25 protein-coding genes are annotated in these 23,504 nt (G+C 67.9%); 16 read left to right on the top strand and 9 right to left on the bottom strand.

The genetic code is table 11. The annotated features are described in order from the left end of the window. Positions 1-3: 3 nt before the first annotated feature. From gatB to AC1G9C_RS04120, 4 genes are all read left to right on the top strand, one after another. Positions 4-1,452, top strand: coding sequence for an Asp-tRNA(Asn)/Glu-tRNA(Gln) amidotransferase subunit GatB (gene gatB, locus AC1G9C_RS04135; RefSeq protein WP_480409532.1), 1,449 nt, complete (start codon positions 4-6; stop codon positions 1,450-1,452). Between the two features lie 75 nt (positions 1,453-1,527). Then, positions 1,528-1,950, top strand: coding sequence for a septal ring lytic transglycosylase RlpA family protein (locus AC1G9C_RS04130; protein WP_480409531.1), 423 nt, complete (start codon positions 1,528-1,530; stop codon positions 1,948-1,950). 90 nt (positions 1,951-2,040) lie between these two features. Next, positions 2,041-3,135, top strand: a complete 1,095-nt coding sequence (locus AC1G9C_RS04125) for a calcium/sodium antiporter (RefSeq protein WP_031302916.1) — start codon at positions 2,041-2,043, stop codon at positions 3,133-3,135. 2 nt (positions 3,136-3,137) lie between these two features. Beyond that, on the top strand, positions 3,138-3,518 hold the full coding sequence (locus AC1G9C_RS04120) for a carboxymuconolactone decarboxylase family protein (protein ID WP_480409530.1): 381 nt from the start codon (positions 3,138-3,140) through the stop codon (positions 3,516-3,518). A gap of 78 nt (positions 3,519-3,596) precedes the next feature. On the opposite strand, the gene AC1G9C_RS04115 is transcribed toward AC1G9C_RS04120, so the two are convergent. From AC1G9C_RS04115 to AC1G9C_RS04105, 3 genes are all read right to left on the bottom strand, one after another. After that, positions 3,597-4,538, bottom strand: coding sequence for an AEC family transporter (locus AC1G9C_RS04115; protein ID WP_122109001.1), 942 nt, complete (start codon positions 4,536-4,538; stop codon positions 3,597-3,599). A gap of 125 nt (positions 4,539-4,663) precedes the next feature. After that, complete coding sequence (locus AC1G9C_RS04110; protein ID WP_021443216.1) at positions 4,664-5,224, bottom strand: response regulator transcription factor; 561 nt, start codon at positions 5,222-5,224, stop codon at positions 4,664-4,666. Between the two features lie 12 nt (positions 5,225-5,236). Next, entirely contained in the window at positions 5,237-6,490 is a 1,254-nt protein-coding gene (locus AC1G9C_RS04105) for an ATP-binding protein (RefSeq protein ID WP_480409529.1), read from the bottom strand. A 248-nt stretch (positions 6,491-6,738) separates the two neighbouring features. Here AC1G9C_RS04105 and AC1G9C_RS04100 point away from each other — a divergent pair, with 248 nt between their 5' ends. From AC1G9C_RS04100 to AC1G9C_RS04055, 10 genes are all read left to right on the top strand, one after another. Next, the gene (locus AC1G9C_RS04100) at positions 6,739-8,286 is read left to right on the top strand and encodes an ABC transporter ATP-binding protein (RefSeq protein ID WP_480409528.1); all 1,548 of its coding nucleotides are present in this window, start codon (positions 6,739-6,741) and stop codon (positions 8,284-8,286) included. An 11-nt stretch (positions 8,287-8,297) separates the two neighbouring features. Further along, positions 8,298-9,395 carry an ABC transporter permease gene (locus tag AC1G9C_RS04095; protein ID WP_480409527.1) on the top strand — a complete coding sequence of 366 codons (1,098 nt, stop codon included), beginning with the start codon at positions 8,298-8,300 and terminating at the stop codon, positions 9,393-9,395. 17 nt (positions 9,396-9,412) lie between these two features. Continuing rightward, the gene (locus AC1G9C_RS04090; RefSeq protein ID WP_480409526.1) at positions 9,413-10,339 is read left to right on the top strand and encodes an ABC transporter permease; all 927 of its coding nucleotides are present in this window, start codon (positions 9,413-9,415) and stop codon (positions 10,337-10,339) included. A 167-nt stretch (positions 10,340-10,506) separates the two neighbouring features. Beyond that, entirely contained in the window at positions 10,507-11,862 is a 1,356-nt protein-coding gene (locus AC1G9C_RS04085) for an 8-oxoguanine deaminase (RefSeq protein ID WP_480409525.1), read from the top strand. A 255-nt stretch (positions 11,863-12,117) separates the two neighbouring features. Next, entirely contained in the window at positions 12,118-13,200 is a 1,083-nt protein-coding gene (locus AC1G9C_RS04080; RefSeq protein WP_480409524.1) for a BMP family ABC transporter substrate-binding protein, read from the top strand. Between the two features lie 150 nt (positions 13,201-13,350). Continuing rightward, positions 13,351-14,316, top strand: a complete 966-nt coding sequence (locus tag AC1G9C_RS04075) for a 2-oxoglutarate and iron-dependent oxygenase domain-containing protein (protein ID WP_021442602.1) — start codon at positions 13,351-13,353, stop codon at positions 14,314-14,316. 175 nt (positions 14,317-14,491) lie between these two features. Then, a complete protein-coding gene (locus tag AC1G9C_RS04070; RefSeq protein ID WP_480409523.1) occupies positions 14,492-15,439 on the top strand; it encodes an adenosine deaminase in 948 nt (315 codons plus the stop codon). Between the two features lie 73 nt (positions 15,440-15,512). After that, positions 15,513-16,760: a TIGR03862 family flavoprotein gene (locus AC1G9C_RS04065; RefSeq protein WP_480409522.1), complete on the top strand. Its 1,248-nt coding sequence runs from the start codon at positions 15,513-15,515 to the stop codon at positions 16,758-16,760. A gap of 40 nt (positions 16,761-16,800) precedes the next feature. Further along, positions 16,801-17,802 (top strand): response regulator, encoded by a 1,002-nt coding sequence (locus AC1G9C_RS04060; protein WP_480409521.1) that lies wholly within the window; start codon positions 16,801-16,803, stop codon positions 17,800-17,802. Between the two features lie 4 nt (positions 17,803-17,806). Then, positions 17,807-18,244: a PAS domain-containing protein gene (locus AC1G9C_RS04055; protein WP_480409520.1), complete on the top strand. Its 438-nt coding sequence runs from the start codon at positions 17,807-17,809 to the stop codon at positions 18,242-18,244. 63 nt (positions 18,245-18,307) lie between these two features. Here AC1G9C_RS04055 and rhlE1 read toward each other — a convergent pair whose 3' ends face one another. The 3 genes from rhlE1 to AC1G9C_RS04040 all read right to left on the bottom strand — a co-directional run bounded on the left by rhlE1 (position 18,308) and on the right by AC1G9C_RS04040 (position 20,874). Continuing rightward, complete coding sequence (gene rhlE1 / locus AC1G9C_RS04050; protein ID WP_480409519.1) at positions 18,308-19,651, bottom strand: RNA helicase RhlE1; 1,344 nt, start codon at positions 19,649-19,651, stop codon at positions 18,308-18,310. A gap of 135 nt (positions 19,652-19,786) precedes the next feature. Then, on the bottom strand, positions 19,787-20,386 hold the full coding sequence (locus AC1G9C_RS04045) for a 3'-5' exonuclease (RefSeq protein WP_480409518.1): 600 nt from the start codon (positions 20,384-20,386) through the stop codon (positions 19,787-19,789). Between the two features lie 8 nt (positions 20,387-20,394). After that, a complete protein-coding gene (locus AC1G9C_RS04040) occupies positions 20,395-20,874 on the bottom strand; it encodes a LabA-like NYN domain-containing protein (protein ID WP_480409517.1) in 480 nt (159 codons plus the stop codon). A gap of 118 nt (positions 20,875-20,992) precedes the next feature. Here AC1G9C_RS04040 and AC1G9C_RS04035 point away from each other — a divergent pair, with 118 nt between their 5' ends. Next, entirely contained in the window at positions 20,993-21,658 is a 666-nt protein-coding gene (locus AC1G9C_RS04035) for a YciC family protein (protein WP_480409516.1), read from the top strand. A 33-nt stretch (positions 21,659-21,691) separates the two neighbouring features. After that, the gene (locus tag AC1G9C_RS04030) at positions 21,692-22,126 is read left to right on the top strand and encodes a VOC family protein (RefSeq protein ID WP_021443900.1); all 435 of its coding nucleotides are present in this window, start codon (positions 21,692-21,694) and stop codon (positions 22,124-22,126) included. 15 nt (positions 22,127-22,141) lie between these two features. Here the strand turns inward: AC1G9C_RS04030 and AC1G9C_RS04025 are convergent, their stop codons facing one another. The 3 genes from AC1G9C_RS04025 to AC1G9C_RS04015 all read right to left on the bottom strand — a co-directional run bounded on the left by AC1G9C_RS04025 (position 22,142) and on the right by AC1G9C_RS04015 (position 23,448). After that, on the bottom strand, positions 22,142-22,264 hold the full coding sequence (locus tag AC1G9C_RS04025) for a hypothetical protein (RefSeq protein WP_480409515.1): 123 nt from the start codon (positions 22,262-22,264) through the stop codon (positions 22,142-22,144). A 65-nt stretch (positions 22,265-22,329) separates the two neighbouring features. After that, the gene (locus AC1G9C_RS04020) at positions 22,330-23,175 is read right to left on the bottom strand and encodes an SDR family oxidoreductase (protein WP_122108990.1); all 846 of its coding nucleotides are present in this window, start codon (positions 23,173-23,175) and stop codon (positions 22,330-22,332) included. 33 nt (positions 23,176-23,208) lie between these two features. Continuing rightward, positions 23,209-23,448, bottom strand: a complete 240-nt coding sequence (locus tag AC1G9C_RS04015) for a CDGSH iron-sulfur domain-containing protein (protein ID WP_122108989.1) — start codon at positions 23,446-23,448, stop codon at positions 23,209-23,211. Positions 23,449-23,504: the final 56 nt, after the last annotated feature.

Genomic DNA, 23,504 nt, shown 5'->3' with positions numbered 1-23,504 from the left:
AAGATGCAATGGGAAACAGTCATCGGGCTCGAGATTCACGCTCAGCTCAGCACCCAATCGAAGATCTTCTCGGCCAGCGCCACCAGCTTCGGCGCCGAGCCCAACACCCAGGCCAGCCTGATCGACCTCGGCATGCCCGGCACCCTGCCGGTGCTCAACGCCGAGGCGGTGCGCATGGCGGTGAAATTCGGCCTGGCGATCGACGCGCACATCGCGCCGCAGAACGTCTTCGCCCGCAAGAACTACTTCTACCCTGACCTGCCCAAGGGCTATCAGACCAGCCAGATGGAGCATCCCATCGTCGGCAAGGGTCATCTGGACATCAGCCTGGAAGACGGCACGGTCAAGCGCATCGGCATCACCCGCGCGCACCTGGAAGAGGACGCCGGCAAGAGCCTGCACGAAGACTTCCACGGCATGAGCGGTATCGACCTGAACCGTGCCGGCACGCCGCTACTGGAGATCGTCTCCGAGCCGGATATCCGCTCGGCCAAGGAGGCGGTGGCCTATGTCAAAGCCATCCACGCCCTGGTGCGTTATCTGGGCATCTGCGACGGCAATATGGCCGAAGGCTCGCTGCGCTGCGACTGCAACGTCTCGGTACGGCCCAAGGGTCAGGTCGAGTTCGGCACCCGCGCCGAGATCAAGAACGTCAACTCCTTCCGCTTTATCGAAAAGGCCATCAACCACGAGGTGCAGCGGCAGATCGAGCTGATCGAGGACGGCGGCCAGGTGGTGCAGGAAACCCGCCTGTACGACCCGAACAAGGACCAGACCCGCTCCATGCGCAGCAAGGAGGAAGCCAACGACTACCGCTACTTCCCCTGCCCCGACCTGCTGCCGGTGGTGATCGAGCCAAGCTTCCTCGACGAGGTGCGCGCCAGCCTGCCGGAGCTGCCGGTGCAGAAGCGCGAGCGTTTCGAGAGCCAGTTCGGCCTGTCCACCTACGACGCCACGGTGCTGGCCGCCAGTCGCGAGCTGGCCGACTACTTCGAGGCGGTCAATGCGGTGTGCGGCGACGCCAAGCTGGCGGCCAACTGGGTGATGGGCGAGCTGTCCAGCCTGCTCAACAAGGACAACCTGGAAATCGAGCAGTCGCCGGTGTCCGCCGAGCAGCTGGGCGGGATGATCCTGCGCATCAAGGACAACACCATCAGCGGCAAGATCGCCAAGATGGTGTTCGAGGCCCTGGCGGCCGGCGAAGGCACCAGCGCCGATGAAGTGATCGAGAAGAAGGGCCTCAAGCAGGTCACCGACTCCGGCGCCATCGAGAAGATGCTCGACGAAGTGCTGGCGGCCAACGCCGAGCAGGTCGAGCAGTATCGCGCCAGCGATGAAGCCAAGCGCGGCAAGATGTTCGGCTTCTTCGTCGGCCAGGCGATGAAGGCCTCGAAAGGCAAGGCCAACCCGGGGCAAGTGAACGAACTGCTGAAGAAGAAGCTCGAAGGCTGAGCCGGATCGGCTCGCTTGCCACAGCTGTAACGACGCCGGGCTTGCCCGGCGTTCGTTTACCTGGAGAACCAGACGATGCTCATTTGTAACCCGGATGCAATCCGGGAATCCTTGCGCCCCCGGATTGCATCCGGGCTACAGGCCGTCGTCGTGCTCGGCCTGCTCGCCGTGCTCGCCGGCTGCTCCACCTTCGGCAGCGGCAGCGGTGCCACGGAAACCGGCAAGGCCTCCTACTATGGCGACCGCCACCATGGTCGCAAGACCGCCAGCGGCGAGCGCTTCGACCAGCACGCGCTGACCGCTGCGCACCGCAGCCTGCCGTTCGGCACCCGGGTGCGGGTCACCAATCTGAGCAACGAACGCAGCGTGGTGGTGCGCATCAACGACCGCGGCCCCTTCGTGCGCGGGCGCATCATCGACGTCTCGCGCGCCGCCGCCGAACGCCTGGGCATGCTGCGCGCCGGCGTGGTGCCGGTGCGGGTCGAGCAACTGAAGTGAAACAGGACTGGTAACAAATAGCGCCCCCGCCCCTCTGGCGCGGCGATACGCCATCGCTACACTAGCCGCATTTTTCCCGGAGCCCCCGCAATGACAATGATGACCTACGTCTACCTGATCGCCGGCCTGGTGCTGCTGGTCGCCGGCGCCGAGGTGCTGGTACGCGGCGCCGCCAAGCTGGCCGCGCAGTTCGGCATCCCGCCGCTGATCATCGGCCTCACCGTGGTGGCCTTCGGCACCAGCGCGCCAGAAACCGCGGTCAGCGTGCAGTCGGCGATCAACGGCAGCGGCGACCTAGCGATCGGCAACGTGGTCGGCAGCAACATCGCCAACGTCCTGCTGATTCTCGGCCTGACCGCCCTGGTCGCACCGCTGATCGTCTCGCGCCAGCTGATCCGCCTCGACGTGCCGATCATGATCGGCGCCAGCCTGGTGACCTTCGCCCTGGCCTGGGACGGCGAACTGAGCCGCCTCGACGGCGCCCTGCTGTTCGCCGGCGTGCTGGCCTACACCGGCTTTCTGATCTACAGCGCCCGCCAGGACAAGGGCGGCGCAGACGACGAGTTCGCCAAGGAATTCGGCCTGAACGAACCGGCCAAGCCCCATGCCTGGGTGGTCAACCTGGGCCTGATCGTCGCCGGCCTGGTGCTGCTGGTGGGCGGCTCCAACCTGCTGGTCGAAGGCGCCGTGCAACTGGCCCGCGCCCTCGGTCTGTCGGAGCTGGTGATCGGCCTGACCGTGATCGCCGTCGGCACCTCGCTGCCGGAACTGGCCACCTCGATCATCGCCGCCTTCAAGGGCGAGCGCGACATCGCCGTGGGCAACATAGTCGGCAGCAACATCTTCAACCTGCTGTGCGTGCTGGGCCTGGCCTCGCTGGTGGCGCCGGCGGCGATTTCCGTGTCGCCCAACGCCCTGGCCTTCGACTTCCCGGTGATGATCGCGGTGGCCGTGGCCTGCCTGCCGATCTTCTTCGCCGGCTACCGCATCAACCGCTGGGAAGGCGCGCTGTTCCTCGCCTACTACGCGGCCTACACCGGCTACCTGGTGCTGTTCGCCACCGGCCGGCCGTTCGCCCAGACCTTCGGCGAGGCGATGATCGGCTACGTGCTGCCGCTGACCGCCGTGACCCTGGCGATCATCGCCGTGCGTGCCTGGCACAAGCAGCGCGGCCAGGAGATCTGAACATGAGCGACAACCACGAGCAGGGTCTCAAGGTACGCCGCGAGGTGATGGGCGACGCCTTCGTCGAGCGCGCCCTGGGCAACGCCACCACGTTCACCCAGCCGCTGCAGGACTTCGTCAACGAGCACGCCTGGGGCGGCGTGTGGACCCGCGACGGCCTGCCGCGCGCCACCCGCAGCCTGATCACCCTGGCCGCGCTGACCGCGCTGAAGTGCCCGCAGGAACTCAAGGGCCACGTGCGCGGCGCGCTGAACAACGGCTGCACGGTGGAGGAAATCCGCGAGACCCTGCTGCACTGCGCGGTCTACGCCGGCGTGCCGGCCAGCATCGACGCCTTCCGCGCGGCGCAGGAAGTGATCGAGGACTACCAGCGCAGCACTTGAGCTGGACATGCGGCCGTGGGCGGGGCTTCACAGCGAAGGTCGCCGCTGAAGCCCCTCCCGCAGGCGGCCCGCCGCTCGCTAGATCCAGCCGCCCCATTGCAATAGCAACAGCCCAACATTGGTGGTCACCACCGCCGCCAAGGTGGTGATCACGATGATCGCCGCCGCCAGTTCGTGGTTGGCGCCCACGGCGCGGGCCATTACGAAGCTGGCCGCCGCCGTGGGGCTGGCGAAGTAGAGGAAGAGGATCGCCAGATCCGCCTCGCGAAAGCCGTACAGCCAGGCGCCCGCGGTTGCCAGCAGCGGCAGCCAGACCATCTTCATCAGGCTGGAACTCAGCGCCGTGCCGCTGCTGCGGCGCAGCGAGGCCAGGCTGAGGGTGCCGCCGATGCAGATCAGCGCCAGTGGCAGGGTCATCTGCGCGAAGTACTCGGCCGAGGTCAGCAGCCAGTCCGGCAACGCGATCCGCCAGTAGGCGAAGGGAATCGCCAGCAACACGCCGATGATCAGCGGATTGCGCAGGATGCTCCTGGCGATGGCCAGCGGCCCGGTCTTGGCGCCGGGGCTGTAGATGGCCAGGACGATGGCCGAGAGCACGTTGTAGCAGAGGATCACCACCCCGCCGAGCACCGCCCCCAGGGACAGGCCGTAGTCGCCGTAGAGGCTGGTGGCCAGGGCCAGACCGACGATGCCGTTGTTACCGCGAAAGGCGCCCTGGGTGTAGATGCCGCGATCCTCGAAGGGGATGCGCCAGATCGCCCAACCCCAGGCCAGGACGAAGCAGACCAGGGTGGCAGCGACGAAGAACAGCAGCAGCGCCGGCTGCAGGGCGCTGCCCAGATCGGCCCGGACTATGCCGAGAAACAGCAGGGTCGGCATGGTGCCGCGAAACACCAGGCTCGAGGCGGTATCGATAAAGGTGCGGTCGATCCAGTGCAGGCGCTTGAGCGCCACGCCGAGAAACAGCATGGCGAATACCGGCGCGGTGATGGCGAGGGTTTGCTGGACGACGGCGAACATGGCGATCCCGGCGGGAGTTGTATGACGACCTATGTTAGCCGGCTAATCATTGCCCTGCTACCGTCGCCCGTTCGATTCCGTAGCCCGGATGCAATCCGGGGTTGACGGTTGCGTTTGACGCGCAGTCAGCGCCGTACCGGACGCTTCTGCAACTTGCGCTGCAGGGTACGGCGGTGCATGCCGAGGGCGCGGGCGGTGGCGGAGATATTGCCTTCGTGCTCGGCCAGCACGCGCTGGATATGCTCCCACTGCAGGCGATCCACCGACATCGGGTTTTCCGGCACCAGGCTGTCGAGGTCGGCGTGTTCGGAGAGCAGCGCGGTGAGCACGTCGTCGGCGTCGGCCGGCTTGCACAGGTAGTTGGCCGCGCCGCGCTTGATCGCCTCCACCGCGGTGGCGATGCTGGAGTAGCCGGTGAGGATCACCACGCGCATCTCCGGATCGAGCTCGAGCAGCTTGGGCAGCAGCACCAGGCCGGAGTCGCCTTCCATCTTCAGGTCGACCACGGCGTAGTCGGGCAGGTCTTCCCTGGCCAGGGCCAGGCCCTCGTCGGCATTGGCCGCGGTGGACACGCGCAGGCCGCGGCGGCTCATGGCGCGGGCCATGACGCGGGTGAAGGTGGGATCGTCGTCCACCAGCAGCAGGTGCGGTTGCTCTTCGCCGTCGAACAGGGATTCGTCGCTCATGGTTTTTCCTTGTCAGGCCACGCCATAGGCTCGCGGCAACTTCAGTTCGGTGAGGGTGCCGCCTTCTTCATGGTTATACAACTTAACCGTGCCGCCGGCACGGGTCACGCTGGCCTGGCTGAGAAACAGGCCGAGGCCGAAGCCCTTGCCCTTGGTGGTGAAGAACGGCCGGCCGAGCTGCTCGGCGATCGCCAGCGGCACGCCGGTGCCGTGGTCGCGGATGCTCAGACGCAGCCACTGGTGATCCCAGTCGAGGCGGATGTCGAGTTTGTCCGGGCAGGCGTCGGCGGCGTTGTTGAGCAGGTTGAGCAGCGCCTGGGTCAGGTCGGCCGGTGGCATCAAGCGCGGCGGCGTGCCGCGGCCCAGGCACTGGTAGCGGTAGCTGGCCTCGGGGCGCATCAGGTGCCAGCGATTGAGGGTGGTTTCCAGCCACTCGACGCAGGACTGCTCGACCACCGCCTGGCGCCGGTCCGCCTCGGCGGCGCGCACCAGTTGCTGCAGGGTGTCCTTGCACAGCTTGACCTGTTCCTGCAGCAGCGCCAGGTCGTCCTGCAGCGCCGGCCTGTCGCGGTACTCCTGGCGCAGCTCCTTGAGCAGCACGCTCATGGTCGCCAGCGGCGTGCCCAGCTCGTGGGCGGCGCCGGCGGCCTGGGTGGCCACGGCCAGCAGCTGCTGGTCGCGCAGGCTCTCCTCGCGGCGCTCGGCGCGCAGCTCGTCCTGGCGGCGCAGCTCCTCGGCCATCTTGGCGACGAAGAAGGTGATCAGCGCCGCGGACAGGGCGAAGCTCAGCCACATGCCGTAGACCAGCAGGCTCTCGCGCGCCGCCGGCAGCTCCAGCGGATGGGTCCACACCAGCAGCAGGGTGTAGCCGGCCAGCGCCAGACCGGCGAGGACGATGGTGAACAGCCACGGCAAGGTCGCCGCGGCGATGGTCAGCGGCACCAGGTAATAGGAGACGAAGGGGTTGGTCGAGCCGCCGGTGTAATACAGCAGCACGCTGTGGATGATCAGGTCGCAGGCCAGCTGCACCGCGTATTCCAGCTCGGTGACCGGCCACGGGCCACGCAGCCGCAGGGCGGTGCCCAGGCACAGCAGCAGCGACACGCCGAGGGTCGCCGACAGCTCCAGCCAGGGCAACGGCAGCATCCCCGACTTGTAGGCGAGCCCCACCGAACCGGCCTGGGCGGCCAGCACGAGGATACGGATCAGGGTCAGGCGCCAGAGGTTCTGGCGGCTGGCGGACAGCAACTGCACGGGTTCGAGCATGACAACTCCCTAGGTGCGCGGAGTATAACCAAGCCCGACGCGGCCTTCCGCCGCTGCGGCAACCGGCCGCATGCGGCGCCGCCGCGCCTGCTTCTGGTGCGTACCGCCTGGTCGCGGCATGGCGCCGCACCAGCCCGGGGCGGCGCGCGCCGATAGGGCAACGGGGGCAACCCGCCGCCAGGCTTTTCTGACTCCATGGCCAGGTTTTTGCTTTGACTCCGCTCGCCTCCTATCGACGAGCGATTTCCATGTCCGCCCCACCCAATGCCCCACGCCTGCAGCTGACCGCCATCAGCAAGCAATACCCCGGCTGCCTGGCCAACGACCGTATCGACCTGACCATCGCCCCCGGCGAGATCTGCGCCCTGCTCGGCGAGAACGGTGCCGGCAAGAGCACCCTGATGAAGATCATCTACGGCGTCACCCAGCCCAGCAGCGGCGAAATCCGTTGGCAGGGCGAACGGCTGGCGATGCGCGACCCGGCCATGGCACGCCGCCTGGGTATCGGCATGGTGTTCCAGCATTTCTCGCTGTTCGAGACCCTGACCGTCGCCGAGAACATCGCCCTGGCCATGGGCGCGCAGGCTGGTACGCCGAAGCAGCTGGAGCCGAAGATTCGCGAGGTGTCGCAGCGCTACGGCATGGCGCTGGAGCCGACGCGCCTGGTGCATAGCCTGTCCATCGGTGAGCGCCAGCGCGTGGAAATCGTCCGCTGCCTGATGCAGGACATCCAACTGCTGATCCTCGACGAACCGACCTCGGTGCTCACCCCGCAGGAGGCCGACGAGCTGTTCGTCACCCTGCGCCGCCTGGCCGCCGAGGGCTGCAGCATCCTCTTTATCAGCCACAAGCTCGGCGAGGTGCGCGCGCTGTGCCAGAGCGCCACGGTGCTGCGTGGCGGGCGCGTGTCCGGCCATTGCGTGCCGGCCGAATGCAGCGACCTGCAGCTGGCGCGGTTGATGGTCGGCGATGCCGAGGGCCTGGAAAGCAGCTACCCGAAAGTCAGCGGCGGCCTGCCACGGCTGCGCGTCGATGACCTCAGCTGGCACAACCCCGACCCGTTCGGCTGCTCGCTCGAACACCTTCGCCTGGAGGTGCGCAGCGGCGAGATCGTCGGCATCGCTGGAGTGGCCGGCAATGGCCAGGACGAATTGCTCGCCCTGCTCAGCGGCGAAACCCGCCTACCGCGTGGCGAACGCGAGCGGGTCAGCCTGGATGCCACGCCGGTGGCCAACCTGCCCCCCGATGCACGGCGCGGGCTGGGCCTGGCCTTCGTACCGGCAGAACGCCTCGGCCATGGCGCCGTGCCGGAGATGAGCCTGGTGGACAACGCCCTGCTCACCGCCTTCGGCCAGGGCCTGGTCAAGGGCGGCCTGGTGCAGCGCGGCAAGGTGCGCGCACTGGCCGAGGAAATCATCCGCCGCTTCGCAGTGAAGACGCCGAATGCCGATACCGTGGCGCGCAGCCTGTCCGGCGGCAATCTGCAGAAATTTATCCTCGGTCGAGAGATTCTGCAGAACCCGAAACTGCTGGTGGCCGCGCACCCGACCTGGGGCGTGGACGTCGGCGCGGCCGCCGCCATCCACCGCGCGCTGATCGCCCTGCGCGATGCCGGCGCGGCGATCCTGGTGATATCCGAAGACCTCGACGAGCTGCTGCAGATCAGCGACCGCATCGGCGCGCTGTGCAGCGGGCGGCTGTCGCCGCTGACCGAGACGGCGCAGGTCTCCAGCGTAGACGTCGGCCGCTGGATGGCCGGTGAATTCGATCAACCCGCCGCCGCTGCGGCCTGCTGACGGAGCCCGTCATGCTGTTATCCCTGCAACCGCGCGGCCAGGCGTCGCGCCCCATGCTCTGGCTGTCGCCGCTGCTGGCCGCTGTACTGACCCTGGTCAGCGGTGTGCTGCTGTTCACCCTGCTCGGCCATAACCCGCTGGAAACCCTGCACACCCTGCTGATCGCCCCGGTCAGCGACTGGTACGGCGTGTCCGAACTGCTGGTCAAGGCACTGCCGATTCTGCTCTGTGCCCTCGGCTTGGCGGTGGCCTACCAGGCGCGCATCTGGAACATCGGCGCCGAAGGCCAACTGCTGATCGGCGCCCTCGCCGGCAGCGCCATGGCCCTGCAACTGATCGACTGGGACAGCCGCTGGGCGCTGGCCTGGGTAGTGCTGGCCGGCACCTGCGCGGGTGCGGCCTGGGCCGGGCTCACCGCCTGGTTGCGCACGCAGTTCAACGCCAACGAAATCCTCACCAGCATCATGCTCAACTACATCGCGCTGAACCTGCTGCTGTTCTTCGTGCATGGCCCGCTGAAGGACCCGGCCGGTTTCAACTTCCCCGAGTCGGCCATGTTCGGCGATACCAGTCGCCTGCCGCTGGTCAGCGAGGACGGACGCCTGCACGGCGGCCTGTACCTGGCGCTGCTGGCCCTGGTGGCGGTGTGGGTGCTGCTGCACAAGAGCTTTCTCGGCTTCCAGATCAAGGTACTCGGCCTGGACAGCCGCGCCGCCGGCTTCGTCGGCTTTCGCGAGAAGCGCCTGGTGTGGTTCGCCCTGCTGGTCAGCGGCGCCCTGGCCGGTCTGGCCGGCGTCGGCGAAGTGGCCGGCCCCATCGGTCAACTGGTGCCGCAGGTCTCGCCCGGCTACGGCTACGCGGCGATCACCGTGGCCTTTCTGGGGCGCCTCAATCCGCTCGGCATCGTCGCTGCCAGCCTGCTGATGGCGCTGCTCTACCTGGGCGGCGAGAACGCGCAGATGAACCTCAACCTGCCGCAGGCGATCACCCAGCTGTTCCAGGGAATGATGCTGTTCTACCTGCTGGCCTGCGACGTGCTGATCCTCTACCGGCCACGGCTGAAGTGGAAATGGGCACGCCGCGAAACGCTTGCCGAAGCCACCACCTGAACGCCAAGGAAATCCCCATGGATCTCGATCTGTTGACCAATATCTTCTACGCCATGGTGCGCACCGGCACACCGCTGCTGCTGGTGGCCCTGGGCGAGCTGGTGTGCGAGAAAAGCGGCGTGCTCAACCTCGGCCAGGAAGGCATGATGCTGTTCGGCGCAGTGATCGGCTTTATCGTCGCCTTCAGCACCGGCAGCCTGTGGCTGGGCGTGCTGCTGGCGATGGCCGCCGGCATGCTGCTGTCGCTGCTGTTCGCTGCCGTGGCACTGGGCTTCAACGCCAACCAGGTGGCCACCGGCCTGGCCCTGACCATCTTCGGCGTCGGCCTGTCCACCTTCGTCGGCGCCGCCTGGGTCGGCAAGCCGCTGAGCGGCTTCGAGCCCATCGTCATTCCAATGCTGTCCGATATCCCGCTGATCGGGCGCATGCTGTTCGCCCAGGACGTGCTGATCTACCTGTCCTTCGCCCTGTTCGCCCTGGTGGCCTGGGTGCTGCTGAAAAGCCGCATCGGCCTGATCATCCAGGCCGTCGGCGAGAACCCGGACGCCGCCAGCGCCATGGGCCTGCCGGTACTGCGCGTGCGCACCCTGGCGGTGCTGTTCGGCGGCGCCATGGCCGGCCTGGCGGGCGGCTACCTGTCGCTGGCCTACACGCCGATGTGGGCGGAAAACATGACCGCCGGGCGTGGCTGGATCGCCCTGGCGCTGGTGGTGTTCGCCAGCTGGCGGGTGCTGCGCGTGCTGCTCGGCGCCTACCTGTTCGGCCTGGCCAGCATCCTCCACCTGGTGGCGCAGGGCATCGGCCTGTCGATCCCCTCGAACCTGCTGGCCATGCTGCCCTACGTCGCCACTATCCTGGTGCTGGTGCTGCTCTCGCGCGATGCGATCAAGACCCGGCTGTATGCGCCGGTGTCGCTGGGCCAGCCGTGGCAGCCGGGGCATTGAGATGAGTAACGGTGCGCGCGGCCGGTAGGGTGCGCCGCGCACCGGACATTGCCCCTGACCCCAGAGTCAGCTATCGTGCGCCGCACGTCGTTCTGGCGCACCTGGATCAGCAGACAGGGTCAACACTGAGCTGGCTTACCTGACATCAACCTCAGAGGAGCCTGCTCATGGCAGCTACCCGTATCTGGATCAAGAACCCGCTCGCCATCTTCACCGCCAACGACCTGGACGCTTCCGGCGGCCTGGTGATCGAGGGTGGCCGCATCACCGAAGTGCTCAGCAAAGGCCAGCAGCCGTCAACAGCCTGCGAGCAAACCTTCGATGCCCGCGAGCATGTGCTGCTACCGGGCCTGATCAACACCCACCATCACTTCTACCAGACCCTCACCCGCGCCTGGGCGCCGGTGGTCAATCAGCCGCTGTTCCCCTGGTTGAAGACGCTCTACCCGGTGTGGGCGCGCCTCACGCCGGAGAAACTGGCCCTGGCCAGCAAGGTGGCGCTGGCCGAACTGCTGCTATCCGGCTGCAGCACGGCTGCCGATCACCATTACCTGTTCCCCGGCGGCCTGGAGAATGCCATCGACGTACAGGTCGAGGCCGTGCGCGAGCTGGGCATGCGCGCCATGCTCACCCGCGGTTCGATGAGCCTGGGCGAAGCCGACGGCGGCCTGCCGCCGCAGCAGACGGTGCAGCAGGGCGAGGTGATCCTGGCCGACAGCCAGCGCCTGATCGGCCAGTACCACCAGCGCGGCGACGGCGCGCAGATCCAGATCGCCCTGGCGCCCTGCTCGCCCTTCTCGGTGACCCAGGCCATCATGCGCCAGAGCGCCGAGCTGGCCGAGGAACTGGACGTGCGCCTGCACACCCACCTGGCCGAAACCCTCGACGAGGAAGACTTCTGCCTGCAGCGCTTCGGCCTGCGCACCGTGGATTACCTGGACAGCGTCGGCTGGCTCGGCCCGCGCACCTGGCTGGCCCACGGCATCCATTTCAACCCCGACGAAATCGCCCGCCTTGGCGCCGCCGGCACCGGCATCTGCCATTGCCCCAGCTCCAACATGCGCCTGGCTTCGGGCATCTGCCCCAGCGTCGAGCTGGAGGCCGCCGGTGCGCCGCTGGGCCTGGGCGTCGACGGCTCGGCCTCCAACGATGCGTCGAACATGATCCTCGAGGCGCGCCAGGCGCTGTACATCCAGCGCCTACGCTACGGCGCCGAACAGATCACCCCGCAACGCGTGCTCGGCTGGGCCAGCAAGGGCTCGGCGAAATTGCTGGGGCGCAGCGATATCGGCGAGCTGGCCGTCGGCAAGCAGGCCGACCTGGCGCTGTTCAAGCTCGACGAGCTGCGCTTCTCCGGCAGCCACGATCCGCTCTCCGCGCTGCTGCTGTGCGGCGCCGACCGCGCCGACCGGATGATGATCGCCGGCATCTGGCGCGTCATCGACGGGCAGATCGAAGGGCTGGATGTGGCGCAGTTGATCGCCGATCACCGTCAGGCGGCGCGTGAGCTGATCAACGGCTGAGGACGCCCGAGCAGTGAGCCGTGCGCACCGCATCACGACGGTGTGCACGGCACACACTACCGGCCAAAGACGCCACATCTCGCACCACAACGCAGCACCTGCACATCCTGCGCACCAATAGCGCTCCGCCATCTTCCCAGCCCTTGCCCGCCAGGGCTTTCGCCACGGATATCTGTCTTATTGGTCAGCTTTTTGCAGTCAGGGGATCAGCCAACCAACGGCCATCCCGACACCAAGACTGGAGCTGCACCCACCATGCACAAGAAGAGCAAGAAACCGCTGCTGCACACCCTCGTCGCCGCCCTGGGCTTTGGCGCCATGCTCGGCGCCTCGGCCGCCGACCCGCTGAAGGTCGGCTTCGTCTACATCGGCCCCATCGGCGACCACGGCTGGACCTACCAGCACGAGCAGGGCCGCCAGGCGCTGATCAAGGAGCTGGGCGACAAGGTCAGCACCAGCTTCGTCGAGAACGTACCGGAAGGCGCCGATGCCGAGCGGGTGATTCGCAACATGGCCAAGGGCGGCTACGACCTGATCTTCACCACCTCCTTCGGCTACATGAACCCGACGCTGAAGGTGGCCAAGCAATTTCCCAAGGTCACCTTCGAGCACGCCACCGGCTACAAGCAGGACAAGAACCTCGCCACCTACCTGTCGCGCTCCTACGAGGGGCGCTACGTCGGCGGCTTCCTCGCGGCGAAGATGACCAAGACCAAGAAGGTCGGCTACGTCGCCTCCTTCCCCATCCCCGAGGTGATCCGCGACATCAACGCCATCCAGCTGGCCCTGGACAAGTACAACCCGGGCACCGAGATCAAGGTGGTGTGGGTCAACACCTGGTTCGATCCGGGCAAGGAATCCGACGCCGCCAACGCGCTGATCGACCAGGGCGTGGACGTGATCTTCCAGCACACCGACAGCCCGGCGCCGATCCAGACCGCCGAGCGCCGCGGCGTCCACGCCGTGGGCTATGCCTCGGACATGGCCCACTTCGGGCCCAAGGCCGTGCTCACCTCCATCGTCAACGACTGGGGCCCGCACTACGTCAAATCCACCCAGGCGGTGCTCGACGGCAACTGGCAGAGCCAGGACTTCTGGGGCGGCCTGGCCGAGGACACCATCGACCTGCCGATCAGCGACCTGGTACCGGCCGAGGTGAAGAGCGAGGCCGAGCAGATCATCGCCGACATCCGCAGCGGCAAGTTCCACCCTTTCACCGGTCCGATCAAGGATCAGAGCGGCGCGGTGCGCATCGCCGACGGCGTGAGCGCGACCAACGCCGAACTGGCCGCGATGAACTACTACGTGGAAAACCTGAAGGCCGAGTTGCCGCAGTAAGCGGCTGGCGGGTTTCACCCGCAGCCTTGCAACTACCGATGCCGTCCCTGTTTATCTCAGCAGAACCGCATCACCGTGGCGCCGGTCTTCGGCGCCACGTACCGCTGCCCTGGGTACGAGAAGACTCGCAGCACCGCCCCCGGAGCTTTTATGCACAGCCTACCCCTTATCGATATCGCCCCTCTGTACAGCAACGACGCGTCGGCCTGGCCTGCCGTGGCCGAACAGATCGACCGCGCCTGCCGCGACTGGGGCTTCTTCTATATCGTCGGCCACCCCATCCGCGCCGAGCGCATCGACGCCCTGCTCAGTGCGGCGAAGCGCTTCTTCGCCCTGCCTGCCGACGACAAACTCAAGATCGATATCACCCAGACCGCCCACCATCGTGGCTATGGCGCCATCGCCACCGAGCAGCTCGACCCGAGCAAGCCGAGCGACCTGAAGGAAACCTTCGATATGGGTTTCCATATGCCGGTGGATCATCCGGATGTCGTGGCCGGCAAACCGCTGCGCGGGCCGAATCGCCACCCGGATCTGCCCGGCTGGGCCGCGCTGATGGAACAGCATTACGCCGATATGCAGGCGCTGGCCAAGACCCTGCTGCGCGCCATGGCCATGGCCCTGGACATCGCGCACGACTTCTTCGACGCGCGCTTCCATGAGCCGATCAGCGTGCTGCGCCTGATTCACTACCCGCCGCGCCACACCGCCAGCAGCAGTGACCAGCAGGGCGCCGGCGCGCATACCGATTACGGCTGCATCACCCTGCTCTACCAGGACGATGCCGGTGGCCTGCAGGTGCGTTCGCGCGACGGCCAGTGGGTCGACGCGCCGCCGCTGGCCGGCAGCTTCGTGGTCAATATCGGCGACATGCTGGCGCGCTGGAGCAACGACCGCTACACCTCCACCCCGCACCGGGTGATCAGCCCGCTGGGGGTGGATCGCTACTCCATGCCCTTCTTCGCCGAGCCGCACCCGGACACCCTGATCGACTGCCTGCCGAACTGCTCCAGCGCGGACAACCCGGCCAAGTACCCGCCGGTGACCAGCGCCGCGTACCTGCTGTCGCGCTTCGCCGATACCTATGCCTATCGGCGTGAGGCGGCACAGGGCTGATTGCAGCGTAGGGTGGATGACGCTCTTTTCATCCACCGCTCGTGCAGCCGGAACGAACGTTGTGGTGGACATGAAAAGCGAAGTCCACCCTACGCAGCGGGCCATGCGGCACAGCGCGATCCTGTCCCAGCGGTTAAACTTGGCCGCACCGCAAGCCTGACGACGAGAACCGACCATGCCCGAATGGCTCAACGCCCTGCCCAAGGCCGAACTGCACCTGCACCTGGAGGGCTCGTTGGAGCCCGAGCTGCTGTTCGCCCTGGCCGAACGCAACCGCATCGCCCTGCCCTGGGCCGATGTCGAGACCCTGCGCGCGGCCTATGCCTTCAACAACCTGCAGGAATTTCTCGACCTGTATTACGCCGGCGCCAACGTGCTGCGCAGCGAGCAGGACTTCTACGACCTGACCTGGGCCTACCTGCAGCGCTGCAAGGCGCAGAACGTCATCCACGTCGAACCCTTCTTCGACCCGCAGACCCACACCGACCGCGGCGTGCCCTTCGAGGTGGTGCTGCGCGGCATCCAGCAGGCACTGCGCGACGGCGAGCAGCAACTGGGCATCAGCCATGGCCTGATCCTCAGCTTCCTGCGCCATCTGCCCGAGGAAGAGGCGTTCAAGACCCTGGAACAGGCCATGCCGTTCCGCGACGCCTTTATCGGCGTCGGCCTCGACAGCTCGGAAAAAGGCTTCCCGCCCCGGCTGTTCCAGCGGGTGTTCGCCAAGGCGCGCAGCGAAGGCCTGCACGCGGTGGCGCATGCCGGCGAGGAAGGCCCGCCCGAGTACATCTGGGAAGCGCTGGACCTGCTCAAGGTCGAGCGCATTGACCACGGCGTGCGCGCCAGCGAGGACGAGCGGCTGATGCAGCGCCTTATCGACGAGCAGATCCCGCTGACCGTCTGTCCGCTGTCCAATATCAAGCTGTGCGTGTTCGAGCACATGGGCCAGCACAACATCCTCGAGATGCTCGAGCGCGGGGTGAAGGTGACGGTGAACTCGGACGATCCGGCCTACTTCGGCGGCTATGTCGGCGAGAACTTCGCCGCCCTGCACCAGCACCTGGGTATGACCGAGGCCCAAGCCCAGCGCCTGGCGCAGAACAGCCTGGACGCGCGCCTGGCCTGATGCCGCAGGGCTCCCCCCCGAGCCCTGCCCCTTCCGCTAGAATGCGCCCTTTCCTCGCCCTGTCGGTCGCCGCATGTCCGCCATCCCCGCCCCCACCGCTCCCCTGGTCGCCATCGTCGGCGGCGGCCCCGCCGGCTTGATGGCCGCTGAGGTGCTGGCCCGCGCCGGGGTGCGCGTCGAGCTGTACGACGCCATGCCCTCGCTGGGCCGCAAGTTCCTCCTGGCCGGGGTCGGCGGCATGAATATCACCCACTCGGAACCGAAGGACGCCTTTGTCGGCCGCTACGGCGAGCGTCAGCGGGAAGTCGCGGCGCTGCTGCAGGACTTCGACGCCGACGCCCTGCGCGCCTGGATTCACGACCTGGGCATCGACACCTTCGTCGGCACCTCCGGGCGCGTGTTTCCCACCGACATGAAGGCCGCGCCGCTGCTGCGCGCCTGGCTGCGCCGCCTGCGCGAACTGGGCGTGACCCTGCACACCCGCACCCGCTGGCTGGGCTGGAACGACGACGGCAGCCTGCGCCTGGCCACTGCCGACGGCGAACGCCGGCTCGCGGCCGACGCCTGCCTGCTGGCCCTGGGCGGCGGCAGCTGGCCGCGACTGGGCTCCGACGGCGCCTGGACGACGCTGCTGCAGGCGCGCGGCGTCGAGGTGGCGGCGCTGCAGCCGAGCAACTGCGGTTTCGAGGTCGCCGGCTGGAGCGAGCACCTGCGGGACAAGTTCGCCGGCGCGCCCCTGAAGAACGTCGCCCTGAGCCTGCCCGGTGAGGACGCACGGATCGGCGAGTTCGTCCTCACCGAGAGCGGCGTCGAGGGCAGCCTGGTCTACGCCTTCTCCGCCGCCATTCGCCGCGCCATCGAGGCCGAGGGCCAGGCGGTGATCAGCCTCGACCTGCTGCCGCAGACGCCGCTGGCCAAGCTGCAGCAGGCGCTGGCCAGGCCGCGCGGCAAGCAGTCGATGGCCAAGCATCTGCAGCGCCAGGCCGGTCTGGACGGCGTCAAGGCCGCCCTGCTGCGCGAGCTGGCGCCGGCCGCCGCCTTCGCCGATCCGCCCGCCCTGGCGTCCTGGATCAAGGCGCTGCCGCTCACCCTGCTGCGCCCACGGCCGCTGGCCGAGGCGATCAGCAGCGCCGGCGGGGTACCCTTCGAGGCGCTCGATGACGGCCTGATGCTCAGGGCGCTGCCCGGGGTGTTCTGCGCCGGCGAAATGCTCGACTGGGAGGCGCCCACCGGCGGCTACCTGCTCACCGCCTGCTTCGCCAGCGGCCGGGTCGCCGCCCACGGCCTGTTGAACTGGCTGCGCCACGCCAACCGCGACTAAGCTCAGGGGCCCCCCCACTGCGCACAGGTCCTTCGCCACCGTGACTCCCCTGCTGGTCTGCGACGACTCCGCCATGGCGCGCAAGCAGCTGATCCGCGCCCTGCCCGCCGAATGGCCGGTGGCCCTGAGCCAGGCCGGCAATGGCGAGGAGGCGCTGGCGCTGGTCCGCCAGGGCCGCGGCCAGGTGCTGCTGCTGGACCTGACCATGCCGATTCTGGACGGCTACCAGACCCTCGCCGCGCTGCGCGCCGAGGGCCTCGAGAGCCAGGTGATAGTGGTCTCCGGCGACGTGCAGGAGGAAGCCCTGCGCCGCGTGCGCGAGCTGGGTGCGCTGGCCTTTATCCAGAAGCCGGCCGACCCCGAGCGGCTGCGCCAAACCCTGATCGAGCTGGGCCTGTTCGCCCCCCAGGCTACGCCGACGGCGCAGGCCCAGGCCGCCGCCCTGGACGCGCTCAAGGTCAGCTTCCGCGACGCCCTGCGCGAGGTCAGCAACGTCGCCATGGGCCGCGCCGCCGCGCTGCTGGCCAGGGTGCTCGGGGGGTTCGTGCAGCTGCCGGTGCCGCAGGTGAATATCTTCGAGGTCGGCGAACTGCATATGACCCTGCTCGACGCCCAGCGCGGCGAGCGTTTCAGCGCCATCTGCCAGGGCTTTATCGGCGAGGCCATCGCCGGCGAGGCGCTGCTGCTGTTCCACGACTCGGAAGTGGACGACATGGCGCGCCTGCTCGGCTGGCAGCCGGAGAGCGAGGCGCAGACCTCGGAGATGCTCCTGGATCTGGCCAGCATCCTGATCGGCGCCTGCCTGGCCGGCATCGCCGAGCAGCTCGACCTGCGCTTCTCCCAGGGCCATCCGCAGCTGCTCGGCCAGCACGCCAGCCTCGATCAGCTGATCCAGATCAACCGCCAGCGCTGGCGCAAGACCCTGGCGGTGGAGATCAGCTACAGCCTGGAGGGCCACGCCATCCACTTCGACCTGCTGCTGCTCTTTACCGAAGACTCGATCGCCCGTCTGACGACGAAGATCGGCTACCTGATGGAGTGAGGCGATGCCCGCGCAGATCGACATCCGCGAAGTTCACTGGCTGCTCGACATCGTCCAGTGCATCGACGTCGGCGTGCTGGTGCTCGACCGCCAGTACCGCGTCGAGGTGTGGAACGCCTTTATGGAAAACCACTCCGGGCTGGGCCCGGATCAGGTGCAGGGCCGCTCGCTGTTCGAGCTGTTCCCCGAACTGGACCGGCCCTGGCTGGAGCGCAAGGTGGAAAGCGTGGTGCAACTGGGCACCCGCGCCTTCAGCCTGTGGCAACAGCGCCCCTACCTGCTGCGCTTCAACAGCTACCAGCCGATCACCGGCCGGGCCGACTTCATGTACCAGAATGTCACCCTGCTGCCGCTGGCCGGCCAGCCGGTGGAGCATGTGTGCCTGGTGATCTATGACATGACCGCCGCGGCGGTGGCGGCGCAGGCCCACACCGTGCGATGAAGCCGCCGTAGCCGCGCGCGATATGCCCCGAATCTCATCCGTGCTGCGGCTGAGTGCGGCGCCTTACTTCTTGCCACCCTTGGGCTTGCCGCCGAAGCTCGGCACCTTGCGCACCGCCTTGGCCTTGGGCTTGGCATCCTCTTCCTCGAACCAGCGGCCGAGGTGGATATTGCCCTTGCCGGCCGACTTGGCCGCGCCGGGGATGAGTTTCTGCTTGGGCTTCTTCGGTTTCTTCAGCACCTGGCCGCCAACCGCCGTCAGGGGTACGCGGTGGTCGGGGATGAAATCAGGCTCGTCGACGCGCTTGATCAGCTGCTGGGTGAGGTTCTCGATGGCCGCCAGCTGCTCCACCTCGTCGGCGCACACCAGCGAGATCGCCTCGCCCGTGGCGCCGGCGCGACCGGTGCGGCCGATACGGTGCACGTAGTCCTCGGCGTTGATCGGCAGATCCAGGTTGACCACCAGCGGCAGGTCGTCGATATCCAGCCCGCGCGCGGCCACGTCGGTGGCCACCAGTACCTGCACCTCGCCGGCCTTGAACCGCTCCAGCGCACGCAGGCGCGCCGGCTGCGGCTTGTCGCCGTGGATCGAGTCGGCGGCCACACCGATGGCCAGCAGCTCCTGTTCGAGCTGATCGACGCCCTTGCGCGTCTTGGCGAATACCAGCACCTGGCCCCAGCGTTTTTTCTGCAACAAGTGCAGAAACAGCTCGCCCTTGCGCTTCTTGTCCACCGGGATCAGCCACTGCTTGACGCTCTTGGCCGCGGCGTTGCGCGGGCTGACCTCGACCGACAGCGGGTCGCGCAGCAGCTCGCCGGCCATCTGCCGGATAACGTCGGAGAAGGTGGCGGAGAACAGCAGGGTCTGGCGCTTTTTCGGCAGGGCGCTGAACAGCTCGTCCAGCTCGCGGGCAAAGCCCAGGTCGAGCATGCGGTCGGCCTCGTCGAGCACCAGGCACTGCAGCTGGTTGAACCTGACCGCGTTCTGCCGGTAAAGGTCGAGCAATCGTCCCGGCGTGGCCACCAGCACGTCGACGCCCTTGCGCAGCTTCATCATCTGCGGGTTGATGCTGACCCCGCCGTACACCGCGTAGCAGCTCAGCGGCAGGTGCTGGCCGTAGACCAGGAAGCTCTGCAGCACCTGCTCGGCCAGCTCGCGGGTCGGCGCCAGCACCAGCGCGCGCACCGAGTTGCTCGCCACCTGCGGGCCTTCCAGGGTCAGGCGCTGCAACAGCGGCAGGGCGAAGCCGGCGGTCTTGCCGGTGCCGGTCTGCGCCGCGGCCATCAGGTCGCGGCCCTTGAGCACGGCGGGAATCGCCTGGCTCTGCACCGGGGTCGGGGTCTGGTAGTCGAGGCCAGCGAGGCTGCGCAGCAGCGGCTCGATCAGGCCGAGGGAGGCGAAGGTCATGGGGGGCAACCGGTCGAAAAGAAACAGGCGCGCAGTTTACCCGGTCTGCGCCCATGGCAGGGGCGAAGCTGCTATTCACCTGGCCCGGATGCAATCCGGGGAGGTTGGCCGCAAAGCCATCCGGGCCACGACTCGCTAGCCGGCGGCCAGCAGCGCGCGCACCTTGGCCGCCGACAGCTTCTGCAACTGGCAGAGCAATGCGTGATCGGCCTGGTGCCGGCCGTGGCGGCGGCGCAACAGGTCGAACAGGTGCAGGGTCAGGTTGGCCGCCATCTCGGCATCGGCCAGGGCGCGGTGGGCGCGGCCGGTGTCCGGCAGCCCGGCCCAGCGGTTGAGGTTGCCCAGCTTGTGGCTCGGCGCCTCCGGCAGCAGGCGCCGCGACAGCAGCAGCGAGCAGGCGAACGGCTGTCGCCGGCGACGGCGGATGCGCGCCAGTTCGGCGTCCCAGAATTTCTGGTCGAAGGCGGCGTTGTGCGCCAGCAGCGGCCGCTCGCCGATAAAGTCGGCCACCTCGGTCATCACCTGGTCGGACGGCGGCGCCGCGCGCAGCATGGCGTTGCTGATGCCGGTGAGCTGCTCGATAAAGGGCGGCACCCAGGCGCCGCTGTTCATCAGGCTCTGGTAGCGGGCGACGATCTGCCCGCCCTCGATGATGGCCACGCCGATCTCGGTGGCACGGGCCTGGTCCGGCGACACGCCGGTGGTTTCGAAGTCGATGACGGCAATGGATTCCACGAATGTCCTCAATGACTCTTGAGCAGCAGGCTGCCCTCGATGGGCACGTAACGGCTGGCGGCGCGGATCAGCGATTGCGCGGTCAGCCCCGGCACGCCGTAGGCGATCGCCTCGGTGCCGCGCTGGCGCACGCGCTCGAGCAGCAGGTCGAAATCGCCGTCGCCGGAGGCCAGCACCACCACGTCGACCCGCTCGGCGGCGTCGAGCACGTCGATGCAGATGCCGACGTCCCAGTCGCCCTTGGCCGAGCCGTCGCTGCGCTGGATATAGGGTTTGAGCTTCACGGTGAAGCCGAGCTTGCGCAGGATCTGCTGGAACTGCTGCTGCTTGGCGTCGCCGCGCTCGATGGCATAGGCGTAGGCCTCGACTATCTGCCCCTGGCGGCTGGCGTCGGCCCAGAAGGCGGCGTAGTCGAAATGGCAGCCATGGGCCTGGCGCACCGTGTAGTAGAGGTTCTGTACGTCGGCGAATACGGCGATCTTCTTCACCGGGCATCCTCGGTCGGCGGGCGGAAAGCCCTGCCAGTATGCCAGAGCATTGCCATCAGCGCGGAGCGCGCGGCGCCTCTGCTACAGTGCGGGTCTTCGTCTTTGCCGAGTTCTGCCGATGAATCCACTGCCGATCCTGCGCGATGCCTGGTTCTTCTTCAGCCACAACCTGGCGGCCATAGCCCGCCTGTGCCTGCCGCTGCTGCTGGCCGAGGCCATCGCCCAGGTGCTGCTGGCGGCTCAGCTCGGCGAAGGCGCCAATCCGGCCTACGGCATCCTCCTCGGCGTACTCTTCTATCCGCTCTACGCCGCGCAGCTGATCCTCTTCCTCGACGCCCGCAGCAACGGCCGCGCAGCGACCGGCAACGAGTTGTTCGCCGCCGCCCTGCGCCTGTGGCCGGGGTTCGCCCTGCTGGCCGGACTGAGCACCCTGGCGATCCTGCTCGGGCTGTCGCTGCTGGTGCTGCCGGGCATCTGGATCATGGTCAAGCTGGCCTTCGCCGAGCTGCTTCTGGTGCTGCGCGGGCAGCCGCCGATGAACGCCCTGCGGGGCAGCTTCGAGTTGACCAATGGGCGCTTCTGGGAGGTGTTCAGCTGCCTGGCCGGCGTGCTGGTGCCGCTCTGGCTGCTCGACTGGTGGACCCTGCCGAGCCGCGACGACAGCCTGCTGTGGGTGCTGCAGCAGACGGCCAGCGGCTTCCTCCAGCTGTTCGCCCTGGTGGTGCTGTTCCGCCTGTTCATGCTGCTCGACCGGCAGCAGGCGCAACGGCAAAACAGCGACTAGGCTTGGCCGTCTCGCCAACCAAGGAGCCCCGTCATGAGCGACGCCAACCCCAGCATCCTGTCCCACGTATCCATCGGCACCAACCGTTTCGAGGCGGCCTGCGACTTCTACGCCAAGGTGCTGGCCACCCTCGGCTGCAAGGAAATCATGCGTCACCCCGGCGCCGTGGCCTTCGGCCGCGAGTACCCGGAGTTCTGGGTGCAGACGCCGATCGACGGCCAGCCGGCGACCCTCGGCAACGGCAGCCATTTCGGTTTCGTCGCCCCGGACAAGGCCGCGGTGCACGCCTTCCACCAGGCCGCACTGGCCGCCGGCGCCCGCGACGAGGGTCAGCCGGGGCCGCGCCCGGAGTATGGCGAACCCTATTACGGCTGCTTCGTGCGCGATCTCGACGGGCACAAGATCGAGGCCGCCTACTGGGACATGGACCTGGTTCAGCAGCTCTACGGCGAGCCGCATAACCACTAGCAGGGGCGCCGCCCGTTACTGGCGCGCCGCCACCGGCTGGTAGCGCAGCGCGGTGCGGCGCGACAGCTCCGCCAGCAGGTCGATATCCAGGCCCTGCAGCTTGCCGCTTGCGCCCTGCATGCGAAACGGCGGCCACACACAGGTCGGTCATCACTCGCAGCGGCGCGTCCTCGGCCCGGCACAGCGGCGCCAGCAGAAACGCATCAGCCCCGCCCCGAACCCTGCGGTTTGAGCCCGGACAGCCGCGGCAGCAGCACCCGCTCGAACAGCCGCGGGAAGAAGCGCGCCAGCACCCGCGCGCGCCAGTCGACGTTGGACAGCACCAGCAGGCGCCGGCGCCTCAGTGCGCCGTGGTAGATCGCCTCGGCGACGTCCTGCGGCGAGGCCACCTTGCCCATCGCCAGCGGCGGCTGGGCGGCCACCGAACCGTCGCCGACCAGGGCGTTCTTGCGCAGGTCGGTGGCGGTGAAGCCGGGGCACACCAGCATGACGTTGACCCCCGAGCCCTTGAGCTCGTAGCGCAGGGTCTCGAACAGGCCGTGCAGGGCGTGCTTGCTGGCGTTGTAGGCGCTGCGGTAGAGCAGCGGGGCGATGCCCGACAGCGAACTGAGCACGATGATCTGCCCACCGCGGGCGATCAGGCTGGGCAGCGCCGCCTGGGTGCAATGCAGCGCGCCGAAGTAGTTGACCGCCATGACCCGCTGGAACACCTCCAGGCTGGTGTCGGCGAAGGTGCTGCGGTGGGTGATGCCGGCGTTGTTGACCAGCACGTCGATGCCGCCGAAACGCTCGATGGCCAGGGCCACTGCGCGCTGCACCGCGGCGGCGTCGGCGACGTCGCAGAGCAGGCCAAGGGCCTCGGCGTTGTGGTGATCGGCCAGGTGCTGCACCAGGCTGTCGAGCGCCGCCTGCTGCAGATCGAAAATCACCAGGCGCGCGCCGGCCTGGGCCATGCGCACGGCCAGGGCGCGGCCGATGCCGGCGCAGCCGCCGGTGATCAGCACCACCTTGCGGTCGAACACCTTGTTGGCGAATACCTTGCGATACATGAACTGCCCCCCACGAGCCAAGCCTGGCCGACACTACAACCTGTTATGGCTGCCATCGCAACAGGGCGGCGTGGCCGTGTGCTTGCAGCCACAGAAAAACAGGGTGTCGGTCTGCTCGGCATGGTACTTCAGCGGCGTCAGTCCACTGCCCTTGTGGCTGCCGTCGCAGAACGGCTGGCTGGCACTGCGCCCGCAACGGCACCAGAAGTAATCCTGCCCGGCCTGAACCTCGACCGCATAGGGGCCGCGCTGGGCAATCAGCGGCTCGTTCATCGCACCCTCCCGGCAGGACGGCGCCACGCCTGGGCCGATGGGCCGCAGTCGGGTAT

The organism is Pseudomonas sp. ABa2 (assembly GCF_056676075.1).
The sequence above is the reverse complement of the archived record's forward strand: the minus strand, read 5'-3'. Positions and strand labels throughout refer to the sequence as shown.